At 34.6% G+C, this 23,247-nt stretch carries 12 protein-coding genes; 9 read left to right on the forward strand and 3 right to left on the reverse strand.

Going from position 1 to position 23,247, the window contains the following annotated elements:
• Positions 1–193 precede the first annotated feature (193 nt).
• From EKG35_RS09545 to EKG35_RS09565, 5 genes are all read left to right on the forward strand, one after another.
• Positions 194–1,561: a sugar transferase gene (locus EKG35_RS09545; RefSeq protein WP_126294220.1), complete on the forward strand. Its 1,368-nt coding sequence runs from the start codon at positions 194–196 to the stop codon at positions 1,559–1,561.
• Positions 1,562–1,630: 69 nt separating this feature from the next.
• The gene (locus tag EKG35_RS09550) at positions 1,631–2,551 is read left to right on the forward strand and encodes an NAD-dependent epimerase/dehydratase family protein (protein WP_126294221.1); all 921 of its coding nucleotides are present in this window, start codon (positions 1,631–1,633) and stop codon (positions 2,549–2,551) included.
• An 88-nt stretch (positions 2,552–2,639) separates the two neighbouring features.
• Positions 2,640–3,518: a UTP--glucose-1-phosphate uridylyltransferase GalU gene (galU, locus tag EKG35_RS09555; RefSeq protein ID WP_126294222.1), complete on the forward strand. Its 879-nt coding sequence runs from the start codon at positions 2,640–2,642 to the stop codon at positions 3,516–3,518.
• 303 nt (positions 3,519–3,821) lie between these two features.
• A complete protein-coding gene (locus EKG35_RS09560) occupies positions 3,822–5,111 on the forward strand; it encodes a glucose-6-phosphate isomerase (RefSeq protein ID WP_126294223.1) in 1,290 nt (429 codons plus the stop codon).
• The gene (locus EKG35_RS09565; protein WP_126294224.1) at positions 5,108–6,805 is read left to right on the forward strand and encodes a phospho-sugar mutase; all 1,698 of its coding nucleotides are present in this window, start codon (positions 5,108–5,110) and stop codon (positions 6,803–6,805) included. The genes EKG35_RS09560 and EKG35_RS09565 overlap by 4 nt, the downstream gene beginning before the upstream one ends.
• 132 nt (positions 6,806–6,937) lie before the next feature.
• Here the strand turns inward: EKG35_RS09565 and EKG35_RS09570 are convergent, their stop codons facing one another.
• Entirely contained in the window at positions 6,938–7,495 is a 558-nt protein-coding gene (locus EKG35_RS09570) for a TetR/AcrR family transcriptional regulator (RefSeq protein WP_126294225.1), read from the reverse strand.
• A gap of 246 nt (positions 7,496–7,741) precedes the next feature.
• Here EKG35_RS09570 and EKG35_RS09575 point away from each other — a divergent pair, with 246 nt between their 5' ends.
• Positions 7,742–9,025 carry an HlyD family secretion protein gene (locus EKG35_RS09575; RefSeq protein ID WP_246020285.1) on the forward strand — a complete coding sequence of 428 codons (1,284 nt, stop codon included), beginning with the start codon at positions 7,742–7,744 and terminating at the stop codon, positions 9,023–9,025.
• Positions 9,015–10,178 carry an ABC transporter permease gene (locus EKG35_RS09580; protein ID WP_126294226.1) on the forward strand — a complete coding sequence of 388 codons (1,164 nt, stop codon included), beginning with the start codon at positions 9,015–9,017 and terminating at the stop codon, positions 10,176–10,178. Before EKG35_RS09575 ends, EKG35_RS09580 begins: the two co-directional genes overlap by 11 nt.
• 201 nt (positions 10,179–10,379) lie before the next feature.
• Here the strand turns inward: EKG35_RS09580 and EKG35_RS09585 are convergent, their stop codons facing one another.
• Both EKG35_RS09585 and EKG35_RS09590 read right to left on the reverse strand, forming a co-directional pair.
• Positions 10,380–10,886 (reverse strand): hypothetical protein, encoded by a 507-nt coding sequence (locus tag EKG35_RS09585; RefSeq protein ID WP_126294227.1) that lies wholly within the window; start codon positions 10,884–10,886, stop codon positions 10,380–10,382.
• Positions 10,887–11,123: 237 nt separating this feature from the next.
• Positions 11,124–12,677 (reverse strand): hypothetical protein, encoded by a 1,554-nt coding sequence (locus EKG35_RS09590; protein WP_126294228.1) that lies wholly within the window; start codon positions 12,675–12,677, stop codon positions 11,124–11,126.
• Between the two features lie 467 nt (positions 12,678–13,144).
• On the opposite strand from EKG35_RS09590, the gene EKG35_RS09595 reads away from it, so the two are divergent.
• Positions 13,145–18,151, forward strand: a complete 5,007-nt coding sequence (locus EKG35_RS09595) for a choice-of-anchor I family protein (RefSeq protein ID WP_126294229.1) — start codon at positions 13,145–13,147, stop codon at positions 18,149–18,151.
• A gap of 119 nt (positions 18,152–18,270) precedes the next feature.
• Positions 18,271–23,037 (forward strand): DUF6359 domain-containing protein, encoded by a 4,767-nt coding sequence (locus tag EKG35_RS09600; protein ID WP_126294230.1) that lies wholly within the window; start codon positions 18,271–18,273, stop codon positions 23,035–23,037.
• The last annotated feature ends 210 nt before the right edge of the window (positions 23,038–23,247 follow it).

Below are 23,247 nucleotides of genomic sequence, written 5' to 3' on the forward strand. Positions count from 1 at the left end.
CTAGAAGAGGCTAAAAATTATACTAAGCCATTATTAGATAATAAACTTACCAACTGAGTCTCTACTTTATAACAAACAACTCACCTGGAAAATTTTTTCTTTGTGAACAATGAAAACATGGGAATAATGGAGATAATAATTATACTTTTATGTTACAATACCCCTAGTAGCTTGATTGCTAGGGGGTTTTTTTTTGTCAAATGTTATTAATCAACGAAGCCGTAAATTTACCTTGATTTTTATAGATTTATGCTTAATCATTATAGCCTATATTTTAGCTTTCCAATTACGTTATGATAATATTCAACCACGAAATTGGGATGCATTTATTTCTTTATCACCATGGATATTATTAATTGGCCTATTTTTTATTACCATGTATGAGTTATATTCTCTTGATCAAAAAAGTAAATGGGATGTCATACGGAAAGTAATTGTTTCATCTACTTTAATGATGTTTTTAACTATGGCAGCATCTTTTTTATTTCGTGAGTTTGCTTTACCTCGATCTGTTATTTTAATTTCCTATGTTATTATTAATATATTATTAATTTCTTGGAAGCTACTATTTATTATAATTCTGTCAGGAAAATTAGGTACAATTCTTGTTATCAGTGATAGTCAAGAACGTCAAAAAATTGCCCATCAAATTGATACACAGTTTGGGAAAAGAACAATTGTTAAGTATATATCTAGTAATGAAATAGTAGAAAGTATTCTATATGAAATACAGTTTGTAGACTATGTCATGATGGGTTCAAAAATATCTAGTGATTTAAAGTCAAAAATTATCTATGATTCTATAAAAAACGGAAAAATTGTATATGTTATCCCAGACCTTTATGAATTACTTTTATCCCAAGCTGCTATCACTTCAATAGACGATACGATGGTTATGGCTGTTAAACCATTTGGATTGTCATGGAGTCAACAAGTTGTTAAACGGTTGTATGATACTATCATTTCTTTTATAGGATTAATTATCTTATCTCCATTATTTTTGCTAATAGGATTAATTATTAAGATAGAAGATCCAAAGGGTAGCGTATTTTATAAACAAACAAGATTAGGTAAGTACAATAAAGAATTTACTATATATAAATTTCGTTCAATGGTTGAGGGAGCAGAAAAGTTGACAGGCCCAGTACTCGCAGGAGAAAATGACCCTCGAATAACGAAAATTGGGAATTTTATTAGAAGAACAAGAATTGATGAATTACCTCAGTTACTTAATGTATTAAAAGGCGATATGTCCATCGTTGGACCACGTCCTGAGAGAGAATTCTTCACAAAGCAGTTTGAAAAAGATATAAGTTCATATGTTTATAGAAATACAGTGAAACCTGGTATTACTGGTTATGCGCAAATAATGGGTAAATATACTACGAGTGTAGACGATAAATTACGATTTGATTTATTTTATATACGTAATTACTCTTTTGTACTTGATATGATTATTCAGTTTAGAACAATCATAGTTTTATTTGATAAAACAAAATCTGAAGGAAAAGTAGAAAGCGAGAAATTAGAACCTAAAAAAGACCGTTCTTTAAATTATTAAAGGACGGTTTATTTTACAAGAACTACAATGTTAGTGTAATGAAAATAAAATAACAAAAGGACGATTAGTATGTCAAAAGTGCTAGTTACAGGTGGAGCAGGTTTCATTGGTTCACATGTTGTAGATCAATTAATAGTTGAAGGCCATGAAGTGGTAGTCATTGATAATTTTGAAACTGGAAAAAGAAACAATATAAAAACAAACGTCAATATTTTTGATATCGATATAAATTCGAAAATAGTAAAGAGTATCTTTGAATACTTTTTACCTGAATATGTAATTCATTTAGCTGCCCAAACCTCTGTATCTACTTCTATAGGATTTCCAAAAAAAGACGCTCAAACAAATATAATAGGAACTCTTAATATTCTAGAGTTAAGTAAGGAATATCAGGTGAAAAAAATAATATTCACTTCGAGTGCAGCAGTATATGGGGAAAATAGCAATTTACCAATACTTGAAAGTTATCCTTTATCTCCTTTTTCACCGTATGGTTTATCTAAATTAACCGGTGAAAAGTACATAAAACTATATAATAAACTTCACAAATTAAACTATTCGATTTTGCGTTTGTCTAATGTATATGGTCCACGTCAGTGTGAAAATGGGGAGGCTGGGGTAGTTACAAAATTTATTAATCAAATGATTAAAGGTATTACTCCAACAATTGAAGGTGATGGTAATCAGAGCAGAGATTTTATCTTTGTAAAGGACGTTGCTAATGCATTAGTGAGAGCAATAGTACCAAGTGATCCCCATATATTAAATATATCTTCTGGAACATCAATTAGTATTAATTGCCTATATGATTTTTTAGCTAAATTAATTGAATATAATAAACCAGCAAATTTTGGACCTTCGAGAGTAGGGGATATTTATGAAAGTTCATTAAGTAATGAAAATGCTAAAAGAATATTACAATGGTTACCAGCTATATCTATAGAAGAGGGGTTAAATGAAACTGTTTCTTACTTTTTAGCTTCGCAATAAAAATTACTATTTCATATAATTTTTACATACCCTTACTGAAATTATAAGTAAGGGTTTATTTAGATATAAAAAACGGAGTGGAATGTAAATGAAAAAAATTCGTAAAGCAATCATCCCAGCAGCAGGACTAGGGACTCGTTTTCTACCAGCAACAAAGGCTATGCCAAAAGAGATGTTACCTATAGTCGATAAACCAACAATTCAATTTATTGTAGAAGAGGCTATAGCTTCGGGGATAGAAGATATTCTAATAGTGACAGGTAAAGGCAAACGGGCTATTGAAGATCACTTTGATTATGCATTTGAATTAGAAGCAAATCTTATCGGAAAGAAAAAATTTGAAGTTTTAGAAAAAGTTCGTTTCTCGTCAAATATTGATATTCACTATATTCGCCAAAAAGAGCCATTAGGTTTGGGGCATGCTATTTGGTGTGCACGTAAATTTATTGGTGATGAGCCGTTTGCTGTATTACTTGGTGATGATTTAGTGAAAAGTGAAACACCATGCCTAAAACAATTAATGAATCAATATGATAAAAACTATTCAAGTGTTATTGGCGTAATGGAAGTACCTGATCAAGACGTTCATCGTTATGGTGTGATTAATCCTGAAACAACCGATTCAAAATTAATGCGAGTTATACAATTTGTTGAAAAACCTGCTTTAGAAGATGCACCCTCTAATTTTGCTATTATAGGTAGATATATATTGACTCCAGAGATATTCCGTTTCCTTGATGAAAAGAAAACTGGTAAGGGCGGGGAAATCCAACTCACCGATGCAATAGAATCGTTAAATAGTATTCAGCGAGTATTTGCCTATCGATTTGAAGGAAAGCGTTATGATGTAGGAGAACAACTAGGATTTATTGAAACAACAATTGATTTTGCGTTGGAACGAGAGGATTTGAGTGAATCTGTTAAAAAAATGATTTTACGAAAAGCAAAGGAAATAATTGGGGAATAACTACTTCAATAGCTATGAATTGAATGACCATTATTGTAATTAGAGATTATAAAATTATATAAACATAAAATAAACATGTTTTTATGGAAAAATTTGAGTTAACTTTTTGTGAAGAAGTATCTAATTCAAATATATTAAAGTGTAAGTTGTAAAGCATTAGTTGTGCTTTGAATAGTATATGGGATTACCCGTAAAAACTTCATATTAATTGGATTTAACACTAACAGTATCAAGTTGGCATTTCCTAACTACTATGTAATAATAGAATACGTTAATTTAAATTATAGAAATGAGGTTATTAATATGGTAACCCATTCAGTACACACAACATTATTAAATTATTCATTTGATTATAGTGATATAGATAGATATAGAGAACGGGTCTTAAAAATCCATAATAAATTAGAAAAATCAAATGATTTAATAGGGTGGATTGATCTACCATTAGAAAATCAATCTGTCCTTTTTGAACGAGTCTTCAATGTTACTGAAGAAATAAGAAGAGTAGCTGATGTGTTAGTGGTTATAGGGGTTGGGGGCTCCTTTTTAGGAGCACGAGCAGTACAAGACGCCCTAACGCCTTATTTCGGTATGCATCCAATAGGAGTTGAAGTAATTTATGTAGGTCAAAACATGAGTGGTGCATACATCAACCAATTACTTACATATATTGCAGACAAAGAAGTTTATGTGAACGTTATTTCAAAATCAGGTGGAACAATGGAGCCTGCACTTGCTTTCCGTGTATTACGTTCCTATATGGAAAAACGATATAAAGCAGAATCGATTAATCGAATTATTGTTACAACAGACCCTGAAAAAGGCTTGTTAAAAAATTTGGCAGATAAAGCCGGATATCGTCAATTTGTTATTCCGTCTGATATTGGTGGGCGTTATTCAGTTTTAACACCGGTTGGTCTATTACCAATTGCAGTAGCTGGTATTGATATTAAGGCATTAATGGATGGTGCAAAGACTGCAGCAATTGAACTTCAAGAACCTGATTTGGCTCATAACAATGCATACCAATATGCTGTAATGCGTCACATTTTATATAACATGGGCTATAAAGTTGAACTTTTAGCGTCATTTGAACCTTCTTTAAATAAATTTCATGAATGGTGGAAGCAATTATTTGGAGAAAGTGAAGGGAAAGAAAAAAAAGGTCTATATCCATCTACAGTTAATTTCTCAACAGATTTACATGCAATTGGACAATTTATTCAAGATGGTAGTCCAATATTATTTGAAACATTGCTTCATTTCCACGAAATTGAGGTAGATTACGAGGTGCCATTTGATTCTAGAAATGAAGATGGTCTTAATTATTTATCTGGACGAACTTTTAATGAAATTAATGCTATTTCAAAGCAAGGAACAGCGCTTGCCCATGCAGAAGGTGGCGTTCCAGTGATTCAACTTGAATTGCCAAAGCTTGATGCATATCATTTAGGGTATTTAATCTATTTCTTTATGAAAGCATGTGCGATGAGTGCTTCTCTTCTTGAAGTAAATCCATTTGATCAGCCTGGTGTCGAGGCTTATAAGAAGAAAATGCTTGAGTTGTTGAAAGAAGAGAAGGTGTCAAAATGAGTAGTGTAATGGATAATTATAAATCGTGGACAAATGCAGACTTACCTGAATACTTAGCTGAAGAATTGCAGAGTATCACTGGAGATAAGGCTGCAATCGAAGACCGTTTCTACCAATATCTTTCCTTCGGCACAGGCGGTATGCGCGGACTACTTGGAGCGGGTACAAATCGTATTAATATCTTTATGATTCGTCGTGTTGCGGAGGGGCTTGCACGTTTTATTGAGTCAAATGACGAGGAAGCGAAAAAGCGCGGAGTTGTAATTGCTTATGATACACGTAATTTTTCATATGAGTTTGCCGTTGAAACTGCTCGTGTATTAGGGGCACATGGTATTGCTTCTTATGTTTATAAAGAATCACGTCCAACACCACAACTTTCATATTCAGTCCGTGAGCTGAATGCTTTTGCAGGGGTTGTTATCACAGCCAGTCACAACCCAAAGCAATACAACGGCTTTAAAGTCTATGGTGAAGATGGTGCACAATTAGTCCCATCGGGAGCAAATGCAATTGTAGAGCATATGGAGGAAATTGACAACATCTTTGATATTTCAATAGCTGATATTACTATTTTAGAAGACCAAGGATTATTCAAATGGATTTTAGAAGATTTAGATGAAAAATATATGAAAAGTCTTCTTACATTAAAAGATAATGATGATATTGATTTGAATATGAACATTGTTTATACACCTTTACACGGCTCAGGACTTGTACCAGTTCGAGAAGGGTTAAAGCAATTTGGTTTTAGTAATATACATATTGTTGAGCTGCAAGCTGTTCAAGATGGTGCATTTCCGACTGTCAGTTATCCTAATCCAGAAGAGGCTGCAGCTTTCCAGCTAGCAATAGAACTAGGTGAAAAGGTTGGGGCAGATTTACTGTTAGCGACAGACCCAGATGCCGATCGTTTAGGTGTTGCTGTTCGAAATGATAATAGATATGAATTATTAACAGGAAACCAATTGGGAGCATTATTATTACACTATATTTTATCCACAAAGCAACGTTCAGGTATGCTGCCTGAAGATGGTGCAATGATTAAGACAATTGTTACCTCTGAACTTGGTGCAAAAATTGCAGAACATTTTAATGTTTCAACAGTGAATACTTTAACTGGATTTAAATACATTGCAGAAAAAATTGCGCAGTACGAAAAAACAAATGAACATACATTTTTATTCGGCTATGAAGAAAGCTATGGATATTTAATCAAAACTTTTGCTCGCGATAAGGATGCGGTGCAGGTTGCCTTAAAAGTTGCTGAGATGGCAGCTCATTATACAAAACAAGGTAAAACATTACTTGATGCGTTAAATGATTTATATGCTCAATTTGGCTACTATAGGGAAGCGCTTGTTTCAAAAGTGTTTGAAGGAAAAGACGGCCAAGAAAAAATGAAAGCAATATTAGATAATTTACGTAAAGAAATTCCTTCTGAAATTGCGGGGTTAACAGTAGTTCGAGTTGAAGATTACTTGTCTAGTATCACTACTTTCGTTGATGGAACAACTGAAGCTATTACTTTACCAAAAGAAAATGTCTTAAAATTTGTTTTAGAGGATGACTCGTGGATTGCTATCCGTCCTTCAGGTACAGAACCTAAGTGTAAATATTACTTTGGTGTTGTAGCAGATTCAAATAGAATTGCGGAAGAAAGACTTGAGCAGTTGTTAAACGAGATTTTTTGATGTGCCTGATACAAATTATTTTATAAATTCATACAATTACAAAAGGAGATTACCGTATTTATTAAATCGGTAATCTCCTTTTGTAATTATTTTGAGGTTGGGAGCTTTTCAAATCTCCTTGAAAACTCTTTTTTAATACACCTGTCGTTGCAAAACTTCAGTAATTTTACTAGAATCCAAAGAAGGATGATTTCTCTCCCAATCTGAAATTAGAAGAATATAGGTTTTAAATAATAAAAAGGCCAAAAATTCAGGGTCTTGTTGAATGTTTTCTCCCGTTTTTATTTGCTGCTGAATTAGATTTTTTAAATAATCGATTATTTTCTGATCGATTTTTTCAATTGTTTTGATGACATGAACGGTTTGGATATCCCGAGCTTCTTGAACTATTTTCATGATAAGGGAGTGACTTTGTCTAAATGCTAAAATTGCTTCAAGCACGTGACGGATATTTTCATGAAATGGTAATCCTGGTTTAATTGCTTTATTAGCAACATTCATCATTTGTTTGATGGTACTATCAACGATTTCGTCGAATAAATCTTCCTTATTGTCAAAATAAGTATATACTGTTCCTTTTCCGACCTTTGCAATCTTTGCAACACTATCCATTGTTGTACCTTTGAAACCAAATTGGCTGAACGAGGTAGTAGCTGCTTCAATAATTCTCTCTTTTTTTTCCTCAATCATTTTTCGCATTCCCCTTTATTTTCTTGGAATGTACTCAATGACAAAATCCTGTCTTTTTTCCATTAATTAATTTCTTTTTAAGTTTATATTAAAATGAACTAGAATTCCATTTAGAACTTAAAAATATGAACTAAAAGAAAATTTTTCTAGATTAGTTAAGTAATATATGGTATATTTTACTACGTTCAGAACTGAAATTCATTTTTAGTCATTCGGTATCGTAACTGTTAAGAAGGGGGTTTTAAAGTGATAAAGGCGAGACTTATTTTAGTTTTGTCCCTTATTGCTGGCTTAATTGTTGGTGGTTTTTTCCTGTTAGATAAAAAAGAAGTAGCAGGAAAAAATCTTTTGGAAGGACAGCCAACAGCATATATTGAAGGAGATGAAAGTAAGGTCAGCTTTAAGCTAGATGGACGAATTGAGGAACTTCTCGTAGATGAAGGAGATGTAGTTAAAAAAGGCCAGGTTATCGGAGTTCTACAAAATGATGAATTAGAAGCTAAAGTATCGCAGGCAGAAGCTGCGGTAAGTGTAGCAGATGGACAGATAAATGAAGCAAAAGCAGCTCAATCGACTGCAGTAGCTAAAATAGAACAGGGCAATGCAGCAGTGAATGTAACAGCAGAAACTGCTGCAAAGAAAGTTGCTCAGGCTGAAGCTGCATTAAGAGCAGCAGAAGCAAATTTGGAAGCATTACAAAATGGTGCTCGTCCAGAAGAAATCAAGCAAGCAGAAAGTCAAATGAAAGCAGCGGAAGAAATTCAAAAAGTAGCGAAGGATAATTTAGAACGTCTACAAACCTTACTGGAACATGGTTTAGCTTCCCAGGCGGATGTTGACAAGGCTAATACAACCTATCAAGAAGCCAAAGGGAAGTATGAGGTGGCAAAACAGCAATATGAAATAGCGGTCCAAGGTCCACGTGAAGAAGAGGTAAAAGCTGCCAAAGCACAAGTAGATCAGGCAAAGGCTGCTTATGAATTGGCTGTAGCTTCACAAGATGAAGTTTTGGTGCGACAAGGTGAAGTAAAAGCAGCAGAAGCGGGTATTAAGCAAGCTGCTGGGGCTGTATCTACGGCACAATCAGGTAAATCCCAAGCAGAAGCCGCCTTGGCTGAAGCCAATGTGTACTTATCATATACACAGCTAATCGCCCCAACTGACGGAGTAATTAAAACGAAAGCAGCAGAAGTGGGTGAACTAGTAAGTGCAGGATTCCCAGTCTTTACATTGGAGCAAGCAGAGGAAAGATATTCGAAATTTTACTTCCCTGAAACCGAGATTTCTAACATACAAGTTGGAGATTGGGTTCAAATTGAAGTAATTGCAACCGGAAAAAAACTAAAAGCAAAAGTAGTTTCCATATCGCCTGCTGCCGATTTTGCAGTTCAAAAGGCTACACAAAACATGGATGATACAGATATTCGTTCTTTTAGTGTTAAAGTAGAATATAAAAATATTCCTAATGATGTGAAAACAGGCATGACAGTTAAATGGTTGAAACTTTTAGGTGAACATAATGGAAATTAAAGTTTGGGATATCCTTTATCGTGAATGGATGCATATTGTTAAGAATCCACATACAATTGGGCTATTATTTTTAGTTCCACTAATATATACATTCCTGTTTGGATATTCTTATTCTGGTGCTCAACTAAAAGAAGTAAACACCGTTGTGATAGATCATGATAATAGCCAATTAAGCCGACAAATCATACAAGCGTTTGATGAAAGTCAAACCTTTCATGTGACAAGTTATATGGAAAGTGAGAAGGAATTGAAGGATGCGTTAGCAATAGGAGAGATAAAGGTCGGCATTGTAATACCAGAAAACTTCTATAAACGACTTTTACAAGGTGAGAACCTTCCTATCGTCACTTTGATTGATGGCAGTAATATGATTGTAACTAATTCAACAAGTAGAGCAGCGAATTCAATCATTAGTACTTTCAGCTATGGTTTTTCACAGACGAAGCTTCAACAGCAGGGATTCCGGGATGAGGAAATTAACTCAACTTTTTTTCACATTCCTTATCGTACACGTATTTTATATAATCCAACTTCCAACTACAGTGACTTCATGGTCTATGGCTTAGTTGGAACGATATTGCAGCAGGTGTTATTTTTAGGAGTAGCTTTAACGATTACACGTGAAAAAGAAAATGGGTTATGGGAGCAATTTGCCAAATGGAAGTTAACACCTTGGAGATTAGCTTTTGCTAAAGTCTTTCCCTATTTCTTAGTAAATTTAATTAATACACTTACGACCTTACTAGTTTGCTTATATTGGTTCAAACTACCAATGCAGGGTAACGTCATACCTCTAGTTTTGTTGTCTTGTAGTTTTACTTTTGGTGTATTAGGTATAGGATATTTAGCAAGTTTATTTGCTAAAGATCAACTAAGCGCTACACAGGTGACTATGCTTGTTGCTGTCCCATCTTTTGTGTTATCCGGATTTACTTGGCCATTAGAAGAAATGCCTAATTTCCTAGTTGGACTATCACAAGTCTTACCTTTGACTTATTATTTAGATGGAATTCGCCATGTATTAATTAAAGGGAATGGCCTATCATTTATATGGGGCGATATTATTAGTCTCTTACTAATTGGTCTTGTAACTTTCTTTGTCGCTCTCCTTGCTACGAGTACGATTGTATTTAGGAAGAAAGGTGCTCTTTAATCGGAGAGATTAGTGAAATTGAAATAATTGATGTACCTAATATAAAAGTAAATTAAACATAATATTAAAAGGAGATTACCATATTCGCAAAAATTGGTAATCTTCTTTAGTTTTGTCAAGTGATTGTTATGCATTTTAATGGAAGGGACCCATAACTTTAAAAATCAGAATCTCCTTTAAAAAAATATGCTAGATTTACAATTAATCCCCAATCAATCGCTGAAGTTCCGTTTCGATATTAAACACCCGTTTGTTTAATGCAGATGTTTTATAATCTACATCGGATGCTATTTTTTCGGTGAAGTCACCTAAAGTTCCAATAATTTCATTTCGAAGTTCAGCATGATCTATTCGTAATGCTTTCACTTCTTGTTCGATAGAGTCAAGATGCTGATCCATTCCATGTAGACGTTGTTCAAATGAAACAAAATGCTGATCCATTCCGTGTAGACGTTGTTCAAATGAAACAAAATGCTGATCCATTCCATGTAGACGTTGTTCAAATGAAACAAAATGCTGATCCATCCCGTGTAGACGTTGTTCAATTGAATCAAAGCGCTGATCCATCCCGTGTAGACGCTGCTCAATTGAATCAGAACGCTGATCCATTCCGTTCAGTCGTTGATCCATTGAGTCTAATCGGTTATTGACTGGTTCTAACTCTTCCTTTAAAACTGAGCGTAACAATTCTGCAATTTCGTTATTCATCCTCATTACCTCCACGTTTTTTTATATTATAACATAGAAGTTACTAGAGAATAATCTACTATTTGAAATGTAACTGAATCAAACACCCCAAACTTGAAACCACGATTCCGCTAATATTAGTAGGTATTCATTAAGTATAAATAGAGCCTGCTAAGAAGATTTGACAGGCTCTATTTAAACGACAAAGTAATTATTATTTGAACAACTTAAATTTGCACACTAAGTATTCTTTTACAATCAAAACTCCTCTATCTCCTCACTCGTTATCACCTTATTTCCATGATAATACAATTGGTATCGATTGTTATTTTGATGTAATAAAAGGTATGTTGGGAGTTCTCTCTTCAAATATGGCTGAGCATGATCTGGCCATTGTTCGATTGGTTTATTTATATAAGGATTATAATCAAAGTCAAGATTTGTATTTAAACTATGGTTCATGTAGTCAAAGTTTAAATCATTTACTTTTGCAAAAAGTAAATCGTCTGTTACTTGTACAATTTTTTCAATATTACGAATTACTACGTCATCATAAAAATCCGAAGCAGCAACTTGGAAAATACCATCCTTATAGTACATCCAATTCCAATTTTCTAAATCAAACTCAGAAGGCAAATCTAGACTACTTGGGTCTAAGTCGACGTTAAAGTATTCTTTTACAGCATTTTTAACTGTTTGCTCGGTATAGCCAGCTCCATATTCCCCTGGAGCATCTGATTCAACGATGTTATGCAAAATGACATATGCAATCATCGATTCATAGGTAAGGGTGTCGCGTTTGTCAATATTACCGAAATAACTATAATCTGTAATTGCTTGTTCTAATTCTGGAGTCATAGTTGCTTCCTTACCATTGGCAAAATCGCCCATGTCAGTGGTTAACGTGTTAATAACATTTTCTAGAGAGGATATAGGAGAAAGATCCATTGCAAATTCCTTCGTTCCAATAGAACTTTTTATTATTGGTTGTTCCTCTCCTGCATAAGTATCGAATGCCTTTTCATATGTTTGCTGATCAACTGTATCACCATTGACCCCGTAGAAAAAATTATCCTCTTCAAAGTTATTGTTTAATGCGTAATAAAACTCATCAGTTAAAGAAATTGTTTTATCCTGAAGCGTAAAGAACAGATTGTGCGAATATTCAATCCCTTGTCTAGTCATATCACTAGAATGCTTGATAGCTGTTGTATTATTTTTTAATTTTACTAATGTTACAGCTAAATCAGATGCTGTGCTTGAATCAATCGTATAAAAAGCATCCCATAGAAGTGATGGGTCCGATTCGGAAGCTCCCCATACCTCTTCTATGTATCCATTTTGATTCCGATGTTCCATTTCATCGGTCTGATAGTCATTACTTTTAAATAAAATATACAACTCTTTTTTCGCATCGTTATTAAAATCAATTAATTCAGTGTAGACAACTCCAGTAGAGTATTCTAATTCATGATAGCTATGATTAGGTGACACAACCCCGTAGTTTTCATAAATATCAAGCAGTATAGTTGCTAATTGTTTATTTTGAGCTATTAGATCTTCAACATTATGTAATTCATTTTGTACATTTTTAAGTAAATCATTATGTTTCTTACTAGATTCCTTACTAGAACTTAAAGTTTCCTCCAGCTTTGTTAAAATTCCTTTTGCTGATTGAAATTCATTTTGATTCATTAGTTCAATCGCCTCATCAAATTGTTGATTGAATTGTAACGTCTCTTCTTGCTTACGATTATCATTGCAACCAAATAATACGAATAGTAAGACGAGAAGAAGTAATAAGTTTTTCATTTTAACACCTCGATTAAATTTGAAATCTACTTCATTATCCCAAATATAATCATAATTTGTAATTATTTTAATAAAAAATAGGAATAGGGTTGCAAGTTCAACATTTTGATTATCTATATTACCCTATTTGACTTCACTTACATACTTGAAAAAAATCATATTAATATATTTCCAACCATATAATGATTAAGATTTGCTAAGTTAAAAACCTACATCAATATAAAGGCTCAATTCCTTATGACATTTAACCTAATAATAGTGAATGTACAATCTCTAAAGTTCTTCAAAATAACTATTTTATAGAACTTTTATACTTTGTAAATCGACAAAATATAACAGAAATCTATTAATTACCATCTAATATTTACAATTGTTTCACAAAACTACTATCTTAAATTTACAAACTTTCTCTACTATAAATATTGGTTGATTTACAATTTTAATCCAAATAAAGGGGATGAATTACTTTGAAGAAGAAGAAATATCAAAAGTATTTTACTGCTACGATAGCCGCTACAGTGGCTGCATCAGGGGTGTCGACGTTAGCACCAAATACAACAAGTGCAAATACAAGCTTTTCAGACGTTCCTTCTAATTATAATTTTTATAAGGAAGTGACGAATCTAGCTGAACGTGGAATAATTAAGGGTTTTGAAGATGGTACATTTCGTCCAGGCGATCATGTTACTCGTGGACAAGCAGCAAAAATTATTGCTGGTGCCCTAGGTTTAGATACTAAAAATGTAAAAAATCCGGGCTTTAAAGATATCCCAACAAGTCATCAATACTATGGCGCTATTGCAGCACTTGCCAATGCAGGAATTATTAGTGGTTATGAAGATAATACGTATCGTCCAGGTGAACCAGTTCAACGCAACCATATGGCAAAAATACTTGCTGGAGCTTTTGAACTTAAACCTTCTACTAACTCACTTCCATTTACAGATGTCAGAAGTGATTATAAAAATTATATCTCGGCTCTTTATGAAAACGGTGTAACGACAGGTAAAACAGCAACTACATTTGATGGCTCTTCAAATGTAACACGAGGTCAGTTAGCTGCATTTGTTATCCGTGCAGAAAACGTAAAACCTTCTGACCAACCGGAACAACAAGATCAACAGCTTACTTTAACGATTGAAAGTGTTTCAAATAATACGATTCAAACTTCTGAAGGTGAATTAAATGTCGCTTCTTCTTTAACGCCAATCTTTCATTCTAAAAATGCAACTGCTTTGAAAGGTGCAAAAGTAACAGCAGTTGTTTCGAATGGTGTAATTACAGAAGTTTCATCACTAACATTTAACGCTTCTGGCACTGAAGGAAAAGCTGTTGTATTTGATGGCGGCAATACAACGATCCAAGGAGCTGTTACAGTAAATGCTGATTTCGTTGCTTTAAATAATGTAACAGTGGCTGGTAATGTTACTCTTACAGATAAAGTTGTAACTGACTTTTCAGCTGAAGGTCTTACTGCAAATGGAGAATTAATTATTGAGGAAGGTGCTGCAGACCAAGTAGCATCAGTTAATGGCTTTATAGCTGCAGAATCAACAAAAGGGCCAAAAATTGACTTAAAGAAATCAAAAGTTAAATCGGTTCATGCAAAACGTAACAATATATCCTTATCTTCAGATACAAAATTATCTGAAGTAAAAGTATCTGCTAAAGTATCAATGCTAGAAATCAATGCAGATGCAGAAAAAATAACAATTAACACTACTGTAAATTTAGAGATAAAAGGGAAAGGTGCAATTGACCAAGTCACAATTGAACAGACAATTGATCTTCTTCTGAATCTAGTTGGACAAATTAAAGAGCTAGTTACCAAAAATAAAGATAAGAGTATAGAATTAGGGGCTAATGTTACGATTGAAACTTTAGTAATCCCAACAAGTGTTGAAGTTTCTTCTATTATTAAAAACTACAACAGTGTAAAAGAAAAAATTAAAAAAGTAAAAGATGATAAAGGCTCAGAAGTGAATCCAGGGAATTCCTGGGTTGGCGGAGGCTCAGGTGGATGGTCTGGTGGAGGCCAAAACAAAAACTTCACATTATCAATTATGCATACGAACGATACACATGCTAGCTTAGATAATATTGCAAAAACTGTAACTGCAGTAAAAGAAGTAAGGGCAGAAAAGCCAAGTTCATTATTACTAAATGCCGGTGATGTATTCTCAGGAACACTATACTTCAATGAATTCCAAGGACAAGCTGATCTAGCATTTATGAATCTAATGAAGTATGATGCAATGACATTCGGCAACCATGAGTTTGATTTAGGTTCTAGCGACGAAGGTCATCAAGGATTAATAGATTTTATTAAAGGCGCACAGTTCCCATTTGTAAGTTCAAATGTCGACTTCTCTAAAGATGAAAAGTTCCAAGGCTTGTTCACTGACTTAATTTCTAGTGAACCTGAAAACGGAAAAATCTATAACGGTATTATTAAAGAAATCAATGGTGAAAAAGTAGGTATCTTTGGTTTAACAACTGCAGAAACAAAAGATCTTTCAAGCCCAGGTGCCATCACATTTGAGGACTATAAAGCAGAAGCAGAAAAAGCAGTTAAAGCATTTGAAGGCCAAGGAGTAGATAAAATTATTGCCATTACGCATATCGGTTATGACGATAATGCAGCTATAGACAATGATTTAACTTTAGCTAAAGAAGTTGAAGGCATCGATGTCATTGTTGGTGGACATTCACATACAACACTTTCACAGCCGGTAGTCATTGCTGAAGACGCAACACCGACTGTTATTGTTCAAACAGGAGCCAACAACAGCAATTTAGGTGTATTAGATGTAGAATTCGATGAAAATGGCGTTGTTACTAAACAAGCTGGTGAACTAATTGCAATTGGTGATCAAGTAGAGGATGCAGAAGCAAAAGCATTACTTGCACCATACAAAGAACAAGTTGATAAATTAGCGCAAGAAGAAATTGGTGTAACGGCAGAGGTAGCGTTAGAAAACCCACGTACAGGTGATGTAGGAAATACAACGGGTGAAAGTGTCCGTAAAAACGAAACTGTATTAGGGAATTTAATCACAGACGGTATGCTTGCAAAGGCGAAAAAAGCTACGAATAAAAATGTAATCATGGCATTGCAAAATGGTGGCGGCATCCGTGCTGCAATCGACTCTGGTCCAATTACAGTAGGTGAAGTCATTAAGGTTTTACCATTTGGCAACACATTAGCCGTAATGGATGTAACCGGAGCTGAATTAAAAGAAGCATTTGAAATTAGTGTGGGCAAATATCCAGGTGAAAACGGTGGATTCTTACATGTAGCTGGTGGTCGAGTTCAATTTGATGCATCTAAACCTGCTGGTGAACGGGTTATTTCAGTAGAATACAAAGATGCTGATGGAAATTTTGTTGAAGTGCAAGATGATGTGATGTATACAGTCGCTACAAACGCATTCACAGCCCAAGGTGGAGATGGTTTCACAGTATTTAAGAAAGCCTACGATGAAGGAAGAGTAACAGACTTAGGTTTATCCGATTGGGAAAACTTTAGAGAACATCTGCAAAGCCTAGAAACAATTCCGACTGAAACAGAAGGCCGTATTGTGAATGTGGCTGGTACGGATGTTGAACCAGAACCAATTACAGGCTTCTATAATTCAAATCCAGAAAATTTAATAGTTTCTCAAATTGCTAGATATGACAGCGGTGTAGGTTCAACAGGTACAGAAATTTTAGCATATGATGCCGAACGTCAATTAGCATTTGTGACAAATGGTGCTGTTAGTGGATTCGATATTATATCATTCTCTAGTTTAAAAACAGGAGAATTTACTGATGTACCGTCAACAAAAAGAGTACTTTTATCAGAGTTTGGAATTGAAAATGTCAATGATATTACAAGCATTGCTTCACATCCAACTGAAGATTTAATCGCCATAACTGCAGTAAGTGATCCGAAAACAAATGCAGGATATGTTGTTTTCGCATCAAAAAACGGCGAATATATTTCACATGTTCAAGTAGGCGCACTACCTGATATGGTAACATTCACACCAGATGGTACGAAGGCAATTGTAGCAAACGAAGGTGAGCCAGCTGAGGATTATTCAGTAGATCCTCAAGGTTCGATATCTATTATAAATTTAAATTTCAATAATGAAGCAACATCAAACGAACCATTAATTAAGGTAACAACAGATGATGTAATAACATTAACATTTACAGAATCATTGTTAGACGATGAAGTTCGCATGAATTCCTTCGTAGCTTCAGGCGATTCTGCATTAGTGCAGCTTGAACCTGAATATATAACAGTTTCTAATGACAGCAAAACAGCTTATGTTTCATTACAAGAAAATAATGCCATTGCAACAGTAGATTTAGAAAATGGTGAAATCCTTTCAGTAAAAGGTCTTGGTGTAAAAGATCATTCTGTAGAAGGTAATGAAATTGATGCACACAATAAAGACGGCATTAATATTCAAAAATTGCCGCTCCTTTCGTTCTATATGCCGGACGCAATTGACACATTTACAGTCGGTGGTAAAACCTATATCATCACACCGAATGAAGGAGATGCAAGAGATTGGGATGCATATAGTGAAGAAACAGAGCTTAAGGAAATAGCAGATAAAATTAAATTAAATGCCGAAAATTATCAAGGATATACTCAAGAAGAATTAGACGCATTTATTACTGATGGCGGACTTAAAAAATTAGAAAAAATTAAACTGACAAAAGAAAATGGATTAAATGAAAACGGCGAATACGAAGCACTTTATGCATTTGGAGGCCGAAGCTTCTCAATTTTCGATGCTGAAACAATGGATTTAGTGTTCGATAGTGGCAGTGACTTTGAAAAAATAATCGCAGAAAAAGTACCACAACACTTCAATGTTGATAATGAAGAGGTAGAAGTAGATAATCGCAGTGATAATAAAGGTCCTGAACCAGAAACTGCAGTCGTTGGTGAAATTGATGGCAAACTTTATGCTTTTATTGGATTAGAGCGATTCAGCGGTATTATGGTTTACGACTTAACGGATGTAAATAAACCTGAATTTGTAACATTAATATCAAGCCGTGATTTCTCTGAGAATATTAAAGGGGATGTATCTCCTGAAGGTTTAGTATTTGTTTCAGCCGAAGAGAGCCCAACAGGTAAAGCATTATTAGTGGCAACTCACGAGGTTTCAGGGACAGTTGCTGTTTATGAATTTGGACAAGATGTTCCTGTACAAGAAATTTCTGAAGATGCATTTTCTGGTACTGCAAGTGAACCAAAAGTTTACGAAGGTAATGTAAAAATAACGATTAAAAATGCTGCTAAGCTTGAAAATGCAACCATTAAAGGTGACTTGATTCTAGTAGGTACACCAAGCGAAACATTTGAGATTATCAATGTCAAAGTTGAAGGAAACGCAGATCTATCAGGTTTAGAAGGAGATAGCTTTAATTTCGATGGGTTAGAAGTAACTGGAAATACAACTTTTTAATCATTATAAAGCCTTCCAGCACATCTTTGTGATGGAGGGCTACTCTCTATTAAGTATTTAAGTACGAGTTTGTCCGACAAAATACAAGGAATAAAATATGTACGAAAAGGGAGATAAAAATGAATAAGCGAAAATTTAAAAAAAGTATGAATGCGTTTTTAGTTGCCAGTTTAGTAGCAACTGTTGTAGTACCAGCAACCCCAGCAATTATAAATGCAGAATCAGCTTCAAAGGATCTAAATAAATATACTTTTAAAAATTACTCAAATAGAGTAATTGCAGCTACTGAAACAACAACTCCTGATACAACTACAATCGTCGAGGAATTTATTACAGTAGAAGAAGCAATAGCAAATAATAGTGGTATAGCTACTGTGCGAGGGTATATTGTAGGTATCGCTAATAGTGGTTCAAAATATGATCAAGAACCACCGTTTACTGTTAATACGAACATAGGTTTAGCAGATGACCCAAATGAAACAGATCCATCAAAGATTTTACCTGTACAGTTACCAACAGGAGCAATTCGCAATGACCTTAATTTAGCTGATAATCCAGAGAATTTTAAAAAGGAAGTAATAATCACAGGAAGACTTGAAGCATACTTCTCTGTTCCTGGATTAAAATCTCCATCAGACTATTCGATTGTTGGACAAGACCCAGCTCCAGAAGAACCAGTAGAGATTATCTCAATCGCTGAAGCTCGTACCCAAGGAGAAGGGAAAGTTTCAGTAAAAGGTACTGTTACAGCAATACTAAAAAATACAATCCATCTCCAAGATGAAACAGGCGCCATTGCAATTTACCCAACATCTCTAAATGTTCAAGTTGGTGATGAAATTGTATCAACTGGTACATTAAGCGAATACAATGGTTTATTGCAACTTCAAAGTCCTAAACTTGTTGAAAATAAGGGACAAGTAGGAGTGCCTGAACCAGTTGTTCTAAATGGTTCTGAATTAGTAGAAGAAAACGAATCGAAACTCGCAACGGTTAAAAATGTTACTTTGCAATCAGTTAATGAAGGGACTGGTTGGGCTAACTATATTGCAACAGATGGAACACAATTTACCGTTCGTGATGAAACTGCAACTTTAGGGCTTTCTGTAGGAACTTCCTATGAATCCATAACAGGCATCATTCAAGACTATAATGGGAATTTCCAAATCATCCCGAGAAGTAAAGCAGATATTGTAGAAGATTCATCGAAAGTTCAAATTGTTACAGCTAGTCATCAATCAGGAGTAATTCCTGCTAGTACTGAAGTGACGCTATCCACATCTACTGAAGGTGCGGAAATTTATTATACAACGGACGGTTCTGACCCATTAACAAATGGTCAATTATATAGCGAACCGATAGTTGTCAACGAAGCGATGACGATAAAAGCAATTGCTAAAAAGGAAGGTCTAACAGCTAGCCAAGTTTCAGAATTTAGTTATACTGTTTACAATCAGGAAGATGGGTTGCAAATTCATCATATCCAAAGTGAATCCCATAACTCTCCTTTTGATGGCAAAATAGTAGAAAATATTGAAGGTATAGTAACGTACACTTATAAGATTGGAAATGGGAACTATTTCCATATTCAAACACCCGATCATTTAATAGATAATAATCCTAAAACATCAGAAGGAATTGTTGTTTATACAGGAAACCAAGCTTTAGTTGAATTCGGTGATCTAGTAAGTGTAACAGGGACTGTCGACGAATATCATATCGATGGCTACAATGACACGAAGCAAGATACAGATTTATCTGTAACTCAAATCAATGCTAGAAACGATCGTAATGGTATCGTGCAAGTTCTTGAAAAAGGGGTTGAACTCCCAGAGCCTATTAAAATTACAAGTGATATTCTACCAAACGCAGTAATTGATAACGATGGCTTTGCAGACTTTGACCCAGAAGAAGATGCAATTGATTTCTGGGAAAGTTTAGAGGGAATGTTAGTAGAAGTTGGGACAGTGAAAGCAGTTGCTCCTCAAGAACACGGTGATTTAATAACAGTTCTTGAAGGAAGAGCAACAAACACAATTAACGGAGGAGTGTTATTAGAAGAAAATAACGCAAATCCAGATCGTATTCAATTTAAGCTTTTTGATAACTATGAGGCGAGAGATTTTGAAGTCGCAACAGGTGATAAATTCACTGGTCCAATTCAAGGTGTTGTGAACTATGGGTTCCAAAATTATAAAATTTATGCTGACTATGAATATATGAAAGCAAAACATGTAGAAGGCAGTGCGGAGCCAGAAAAAACAACGATTGTAAAAACAGAGGATAAATTAACAATTGCATCTTACAATCTAGAAAACTTCTCAAATAATACAAACGAAACAACAGAGGACAAAGCTGCTAAATTAGCAAGAGCAATTGGAACAGATATGGGCAGTCCTGATATTGTTGGAGTAACAGAAGTGCAAGATAATAATGGACAAGGTGCTGGAGATGCAGCTGCAAATGAAAGTTATGAACGTTTAATTGATGCAATTGAAAAAGAAAGTGGAGTTCGATATGAATATTTAAATATCGATCCAATTAATAACGAAGATGGTGGTGCACCGAACGCGAATATTCGTGTTGGATTCTTATATAATCCAGATCGAGTTTCTATACCTGAAGGAATGACTCCTGGTGATGCAACAACTTCAGTTGGTTATGTTGATGGAAAACTAACACATAATCCAGGTCGAATTGATCCAACAAATGAAGCATTTGAAGATAGCCGAAAGCCATTAGCAGCACAATTTGTGTTCCAGGGTAAAGAGGTTATTGTTATTGCAAATCATTGGAATTCAAAATCAGGGGATACACCGTTATTTGGTTCAACTCAACCACCTGTTTACGGAAGTGAGGAACAACGTCATAAGATTGCTAATGTTGTTTATGACTTTGTAGAAAAAATCAAAAATGATAATCCTGATGCAAATATTGTATCACTTGGTGATTTTAACGACTTCCAGTTCTCTGAGTCACTGAAAATCCACGAGGGTGAATTAATGACAAACATGATCAATCATGTGGAAGAAAGTGACCGTTATACGTACCTATTCCAAGGTAACTCACAAGTTTTAGATCATATTTTAGTATCTAATAATTTAGTAGACAATACTAAAATTGATATTCTTCATATTAATGCAGACTTTACTGACATGGCTGGTCGTGCAAGTGACCACGACCCAGTAATGGTGCAAATTGATTTGCATGCTGAAGATAGTGAAGAACCAATCGTTGCAGAAAAAATATACAATTTAACAAACTATAAAACAGGTAAATTAATCATCAATAAACCAAGTGTTTCTGTAACTCTGGACCATAATTCAGAAATTAAAAATGGAATAGTATTCACTGGGAAATATGCAGAATTTGCAGGTGAAGGCTTGGCAAATGTTACGTTAACAGTCAAACCTAAACAACCAGGTGCAATCATTGACTTAAAGGATACAAAAGTAGGTCGAATCATTATTGATGGACCAAATGTAGCTGAAATCAGAAACGCTCATGAAGGGCAAATTTTCGAGTATATAAATGGTGCCGGCCCTGGAACAAATCCAGGCGAGGATCCTAATACAACTCCAGACTCGGCTTCTATTAAATTATCTGTTCTATCGGATATTCACTACTATGACACTTCACTTGGCACTTCAGGTGAAGCATTAAATGCCTATCTAGAAAATGATAGAAAACTGTTAATTGAAAGCGCGGCTGTTCTTCACTCAGCAGTAGAAGAAATAAAAGAAAATGACTCTGAAGTCGTGTTAATATCAGGGGATCTTACAAAAGATGGTGAACTTGTAGGTCATCAAAATGTAGTTAAAGTATTAAAAGAATTAGAAGCTGCTGGGAAAAAAGTTTATGTAACACATGGAAATCACGATATCCAAAACCCACATGCAGTAAAATTTGTAGGAGATGCTACAGAGCAGGTTCCAACTGTAACTGTAGAAGAATACAAGGAATTGTATAAAGATTTTGGGTATGGTGAAGCAATCGCTCAAGATCCGAATTCCTTAAGTTATGTTGTACAGCCTAAGGATGGTATTCGCATTATTGTAATGGACTCAGTTTTATACAATACGAATATGGCAGATGGAAAACCGAAAACGTCTGGTGCCATTGATCAACAAAGACTTACATGGATTCTAGAACAAATTGAAGATGCTAAAGAAAACAATCAACTCATTATAGGAATGACACATCATGGAATTGTTGAGCACTTTGAAGTTCAGGAGGAAATCTTCCCTCAGTATGTAATTGAAGATTGGCAAAAAGTATCGGAAACATTAGCTGATGCGGGATTAAATATCGTATTTACGGGACATTTCCATGCACAGGACGCCGTTTCAAAAACGACTGCAGCAGGTAACACAATATATGATATTGAAACGGGTTCACTTGTTACTTATCCATCTCCTTACCGAAATATTGAAATTGCTAATGGAAAAATCCATGTCGATACAGTCACTGTTGATGAAATTAATTTCAATACAAACGGAAAAGAATTCCCTAAATACGCTAGGGAGTTTTTAGAAAAAGGAATGGAAACCCTTGTTCCATCAACTCTTGCACAAATGATTCGTCAACAACAACCAAATCTAACTGAGGAACAAGCATTACTTCAAGCACAGGCTTTAGTAGATACACAATTAGCTCCACAGCTAGATCCATCAATTACTGTAGGCAGCCTAATTACGGATGCATTAATTCAACATTACGTAGGTGATGAAACACTTAGTCCACAAAATCAACAAATTCTTCAAGGAATGCCATCTAGTGATGATCCTATGGTGAAAATGTTGGGAAATGCAATTTTATCTTTATTAAATGATCCATCACAGGATAATAGTTTTGTAATTGATTTAAACTCTTTAAATAAAGAGTAATAAATTTCAAGAGAAAGGACCGCCCGGAAGTTTTTCGAGGCGGTCCTTTTGTTTAGATGTGCAGTGAGTATCAACCAACTAACCGAGGATGATGTTTTAAAATTCGACCTAATTTGTTATTAGGAATATTTTCCTGATTTTATATTGACTAGCTGCTCAAATATTTCAAAGAAATTTTTATATAGAGAACTATTCCAGGATTACTAAAAC

Origin of the sequence: Lysinibacillus telephonicus, assembly GCF_003966145.1 — a bacterium.
Lineage (GTDB): Bacteria > Bacillota > Bacilli > Bacillales_A > Planococcaceae > Ureibacillus > Ureibacillus telephonicus.

Coding starts and splice junctions, on each gene's coding strand:
- EKG35_RS09550 (WP_126294221.1), top strand. CDS start 1,631: ATGTCAAAAGTGCTAGTTACAGGTGGAGCAGGTTTCATTGGTTCACAT.
- galU (WP_126294222.1), top strand. CDS start 2,640: ATGAAAAAAATTCGTAAAGCAATCATCCCAGCAGCAGGACTAGGGACT.
- EKG35_RS09560 (WP_126294223.1), top strand. CDS start 3,822: ATGGTAACCCATTCAGTACACACAACATTATTAAATTATTCATTTGAT.
- EKG35_RS09565 (WP_126294224.1), top strand. CDS start 5,108: ATGAGTAGTGTAATGGATAATTATAAATCGTGGACAAATGCAGACTTA.
- EKG35_RS09570 (WP_126294225.1), bottom strand. CDS start 7,495: ATGATTGAGGAAAAAAAAGAGAGAATTATTGAAGCAGCTACTACCTCG.
- EKG35_RS09580 (WP_126294226.1), top strand. CDS start 9,015: ATGGAAATTAAAGTTTGGGATATCCTTTATCGTGAATGGATGCATATT.
- EKG35_RS09585 (WP_126294227.1), bottom strand. CDS start 10,886: ATGAATAACGAAATTGCAGAATTGTTACGCTCAGTTTTAAAGGAAGAG.
- EKG35_RS09590 (WP_126294228.1), bottom strand. CDS start 12,677: ATGAAAAACTTATTACTTCTTCTCGTCTTACTATTCGTATTATTTGGT.
- EKG35_RS09600 (WP_126294230.1), top strand. CDS start 18,271: ATGAATAAGCGAAAATTTAAAAAAAGTATGAATGCGTTTTTAGTTGCC.